The sequence below is a fragment of the Shigella sp. SIG3 genome (assembly GCF_053555855.1).
The window spans coordinates 1-5,327 of record NZ_JBQZXE010000179.1 but is presented as its reverse complement, the minus strand read 5'-3'; the positions used below and the strand labels follow the sequence as shown (position 1 = coordinate 5,327).

Below are 5,327 nucleotides of genomic sequence, written 5' to 3'. Positions count from 1 at the left end.
CTATATGTCAAGCTTACAACATTAACAGGCGCTGCATGTGACACCTGTTAATGATAAAGGCATATAGGATGTTGTAACTAATATAGTGAAATAAGAAACCCGGTCGAAACCGGGTTCAGAAGTAACGGTGTTATTAGCACAACGGACGTACAGCTTCGCGCATCCCTTTTTCAAGAATCGCATCCAGGTCATTAGCAACCTGCTCGACCAGACCAGGCACTTGCGTCAGGTCCTGCTCCCAGTGGTCTTTTTCTGCCAACACAATCGCTACCAGTTCCTGGGTACCGATAACACGGTCACGATGCTGGCTCCAGAGTTGCTGATAACGTTCCAGCCAGTGTGCATCGTCCTGTACCGGATATGTTTCTCCGTTACGCTCACCACGATAGAACGCAATCAATGCCGCTAATGCGAAAGTAAGGCGCGCCGGAAGTGTGCCGTTTGCCTTCTGCCCTGCCAGCAGCTGCGGCAGGATGCGGGTGCGGAACTTGGTCATACCGTTGAGCGCGATAGACAGCAGCTGATGCTTAATGTACGGGTTACGGAAACGCCCGGTGACTGCACTGGCGAAAGATTCCAGTTCATCACGAGGCAAATCCAGTACCGGAATAATTTCTTCGTAGATGGCTTTTTCAACGAATGCGCAAATTTCAGCATCGTTCATCGCTTCACCTACGGTATCCAGCCCTGCCTGGAACGCCACCGGCACCAGCGCGGTGTGCGCACCGTTGAGGATTGCCACTTTGCGTTCTTTATACGGTTTAATATCGTCAACAATCAGCACGTTGAGCGGATATTTGTCCAGGCGCAGCTCAGTCGCTAAGGATTTCGGCCCCTGAATCACAAACAGGTAAAAATGTTCAGCGGTGTCGAGGAAACCATCGTGATAACCCAGTTCTTCTTCCAGTTTAGCCACTTCATCGCGCGGATAACCGGTAACGATACGGTCCACCAGCGTAGAACAGAAGCTGTTAGCCTGATCCAGCCATTGAATAAATGCTTCTGGCAGTGCCCACTCTTGCGCATAGCGCAGCACCAGTTCACGCAACGCGTCGCCATTGTAGTCAATCAACTCACACGGAATGATGATCCAACCTTTATCCAGCGCACCGTTGAAATGGCTAAAGCGTTCGAACAGCAGACGGGTCAGTTTTGCCGGATAGCTTACCGCTGGCGCGTCATCGAATTTATCGCCCGCATGGTAGCTGATACCCGCTTCGGTGGTGTTAGAGAAAACAAAGCGCATTTCCGGGTTGTGCGCCAGTTTCAGGAATTCATCGTATTCACTGTAGACGCTGATTTCACGATTAACCGAGCGAATCAGACGCGCGTCGCTGACCGCTTCCCCCTTCTCATTCAGGCCACGGATAATGGTGGTGTACAGACCATCCTGCGTGCTCAGTGACGGCGGGAATGAAGTTTCAATCGGACGAACAACGACCACGCCAGAATTCAGATCGGTGTGCTCATTCAGGAGATCGATTTGCCAGTCAACAAAGGCGCGCAGGAAGTTACCTTCACCAAACTGAATGATACGTTCTGGATACTGTGCACCGGGAAAATCGCGACGATTTAGTGTTTTCACAATGGGTTCCCTTCTGATTAGTCATACAACCTGTTTGAATTGGTGCGACAGGTTAGCAAACTTTAATACGCCGAACCCCTGTTTTGATCAACTCCTGATGATTAATGAGCAGTTTTATGAGAAAAGTGTGGCGCGGATCATGGTTTAATCGAGGAAATACGCCTTTTCCTGGATCATAAAGTGGTAGAACACATTGCATTCAAATCGCGCGGAATGAATAAAGATGTCAGACAACTTCCTCACCGTAACGCATAGTGCTGGTACGGTTGCGCCCATCTTTCTTCGAGCGATACAGACACGTATCGGCTTCGACCATCAATTTATTAAAATCATCGGTCAGCGTTCGGTACGATGCGCGACCACTACCGACGCCAATACTTACCGTGAGATAAAGCGTTTTTTGTTGCCAGGTGAATGGTTGCAGTTCAACGCCTTTACGGATTTTTTCCGCCATTAGCAGACCATCGACAGGATTCACCGACGGCACTGCAACAGCAAATTCTTCGCCGCCCATGCGCGCCACCAGCCCCTTATCACCGACAATCTTCTGAATATGCCGGGCAAACACGCTTAACACTTTATCGCCACATTCATGTCCATAGTTATCGTTAATGCTTTTGAAATAGTCGATATCAAGCAGCATGACCGTCAGATGTTGTGTCTGTTTCAGCGATGGACTTTTCAGCGCCTCATAAAGACCGGACCGTGAGTAAACCTGAGTCAGAAAATCAAAGTCGGCTCGCAGCGCAACTTGCTTCATTAGCAAATTGATCGCTGCCACGCTAAAAGAAACCATAATTGGGCATATCGCCATCGTGGCAATACCGAGACGTGCGGAGAACATTTCCGGAATGGAGAACGGCGAACCGACCGAGATATCAATCACCGAATTTGCCACCAGTACGATTTCCACCGCACCGGTGACAAAGGTCAACAGACATGTTACCTGCGGCGTATAGCGCACTGCACACCAGATTAATGCAGGCAGCGGGAACGCCAGACTCCCCGCTCCGCCAATGACTACCGAGGCAATAACCGACACAATAAGCGCGATGGCGGGCATCATCTGTTCTGCTTTAAAGCGCGGCAGCACTCCAGGAATAGCCAACGTCAGCATACAAGGCACGATCAACACGCCCGTTGAGAATTGCTCACTGAACCAGTCCGCAAGCAAAGGCCAGAAATCCAGACTATCAATACTGACCGAACCAATCGCCCCGACAATAGCGCATAATAATGCGGCAATCAGACAGTAATTAAATAGCCGTAAGGCACTTACTGGCTCATACTTATTTTTCCCCAGACGCTTATCCCGCACGACCAGTAAGGCGACGGTAACAATAAACATCATATTGGAGAAATTGATAACCAGTGAAACCAGTCCCCATTCGGTGGTTATGGCATCATAAACCAGCATCGCCACATAACTGATCGCATAGTAATGCAGTCGATTAAGCCAGACATAGCGGGCAAACACCCCCGCCATTACGCCATTCAGCGGCCAGAAAAGAGAAAGTTCGTGAACCAGCCGTAACTCTGCACCAATAAAATAGAACAGCGTGGTTAGCGCAAAAATAGCGATGCTATTACGTAGCAGATGACCTTCCTGGAACAAACGGAAAGTTGAAATGGGGTGTACATGCATTAATTATCTGTCCATACAATTGCGGGTGGCAATTATCTCAACGTGATAAGTAAATTCTCATAAAGGATAGCATGTTCGCTAACAGCGGCGGCAAATAAAGGTACCCTGGGAATGCTATTTTATCGTTTTCCGCAATTCTCATGGCTGATTCATCTGTACAACCAGCCAGTGATAGATTACCGCCACGATATAACGTTGTTGTTCTTCGCTTAACGAAACACCCTGCGGAATGTTATGCCACTTAGCCAGACAACCGCGACAGCAGGTCGCGGTGGCGTGCTGAGCGATAAACACCGGATGCCCGCGCATGGGGGGTTGCTTACCGTCATTAGCCGGTAATGCCGGAGCAAGACGTTTAGCGACAAAATCCGCCGCATGTTGTTCGATGACTGGCGCGCCTTTCTCCAGGCAATACTGACGCTCTTTCATGCCCAGACGAAAGCGAGAGCGAAATTTTGAACGGGATAAACGCGCGAAGAGTGGATCGAGAGACTGCCTTAATAAACCGAACGCCCTAACTGTTTCGTCAATTGTTCAAGGACGGCGATACCCGCAAGCGAGTTACCTGCATCATCCAGTTCCGGACTCCAGACTGCGATGGCCATTTCATGCGGAACAATCGCCACAATACCGCCACCAACGCCAGATTTCGCCGGTAGTCCCACCCGCCAGGCAAACTCCCCCGCGTTCTGGTACATACCACTGGTCGCCATCAGCGCGTTAATTTGCCGCGCCTGCATTGGCGTCACCACAGGTTCATCAATATGAATAGCTTTCCCCTGATTAGCCAGAAAGACAAACGTCCGGGCCAGCTCTACACAGCTCATTTTCAGAGCGCAGTAATGAAAGTAGTTTTGCAGAACGGTTGTCACGTCATGATGGAAATTGCCAAACGACTTCATCAGCCAAGCGATAGCCGCATTTCGCGCGGAATGTTCAAATTCGGAACGCGCTACCACCGTATCGTATGAAATATCAGACACACCGCTTAAGCCGCGCACGACTTCCAGCATACGTTGCCGTGGTGCGCTTAGTCGCCCTTGCAACATATCGCAGACCACCAGCGCACCGGCATTAATGAACGGATTACGCGGAATACCCTGTTCCATTTCCAGTTGCACTAAAGAATTGAACGGTGATCCAGACGGATCTTTGCCGACGCGTTGCCAGATTTCCTCTTCGGAGTAATGACGCATGGCGACAACGAGACTCAGCACTTTGGAAATAGACTGAATGGAAAAACGTTCTTGCGCGTCTCCGGCCTGAAAAAGCTGTCCGTCAACGGTACAGATAGCAATCCCCAATCGGGAACCGTCTACTGTAGCCAGCGCCGGAATATAATCCGCGACTTTACCCTGACCAATGAGCGGCCGCACTTGCCGCAAGATGTTTTCTAAAATTGCATTATCCATGGCGACTGCCACTTTCTACTCCTGGACCGCAGGTCTGAAAAGACCTGCGAGTATATCAGAGCTGAATATGTCGCGTCAGATCCGGTCTTTCCACACTGTCTGGATATTACAGAATTCGTGTAAGCCGAAATGGGAAAGCTCACGACCAAAGCCACTCTTTTTCACGCCACCAAAGGCCACTCACGCGTCGCTGGCACAATAACCATTGATAAACACCCCACCGCATTCCAGACGTGCCGCCATCTGTCTGGCCTGTGTTTCGTCGGTGGTAAAAATGGTCGCTGAAAGGCCGAACTCACTATCATTAGCCAGTTCCAGCGCATGTTCTGCATCTTTCGCAATGGTGATTGCAGCAACGGGGCCAAACATTTCTTCCCGAAACGCGGTCATTTCTGGGGTAACATTCGCCAGAACCGTTGGCGGATAGTAGTACGCATTTTTTCAGTGCCGCTCCAGCCTGTGCGCCAATAGCCGCTCCAGCACGAACACTTCCGGTCACCGTGACAGCAGCAATGCGCGAGTCTTTAATCATCTGACTGACACCGTCGTTGTCGGCATTCAGCCAGCCATATACGCCTTGCGGGATTCCCGCATCTTTAAACACCTGGGCAATGAGCTGAGCACAGCCCATCACATTCGGCGCATGTTTAAGTAAGTAGCCGTTACCTGCAAGAATGATGGGAAC

At 50.2% G+C, this 5,327-nt stretch carries 4 protein-coding genes and 1 pseudogene; all 5 read right to left on the bottom strand.

The annotated features are described in order from the left end of the window. Positions 1-133 precede the first annotated feature (133 nt). Complete coding sequence (gene uxaB / locus ACUU1I_RS19500) at positions 134-1,585, bottom strand: tagaturonate reductase (RefSeq protein ID WP_000854633.1); 1,452 nt, start codon at positions 1,583-1,585, stop codon at positions 134-136. A gap of 226 nt (positions 1,586-1,811) precedes the next feature. Further along, positions 1,812-3,230, bottom strand: coding sequence for a sensor domain-containing diguanylate cyclase (locus ACUU1I_RS19495; protein ID WP_000558039.1), 1,419 nt, complete (start codon positions 3,228-3,230; stop codon positions 1,812-1,814). Between the two features lie 138 nt (positions 3,231-3,368). Beyond that, positions 3,369-3,761 carry a DUF4186 domain-containing protein gene (locus tag ACUU1I_RS19490; protein WP_050544120.1) on the bottom strand — a complete coding sequence of 131 codons (393 nt, stop codon included), beginning with the start codon at positions 3,759-3,761 and terminating at the stop codon, positions 3,369-3,371. Further along, entirely contained in the window at positions 3,728-4,654 is a 927-nt protein-coding gene (glsB, locus tag ACUU1I_RS19485; protein ID WP_000257409.1) for a glutaminase B, read from the bottom strand. The genes ACUU1I_RS19490 and glsB overlap by 34 nt, the downstream gene beginning before the upstream one ends. A gap of 63 nt (positions 4,655-4,717) precedes the next feature. Then, a pseudogene (locus ACUU1I_RS19480) lies at positions 4,718-5,327 on the bottom strand (aldehyde dehydrogenase family protein); the annotation flags it as partial.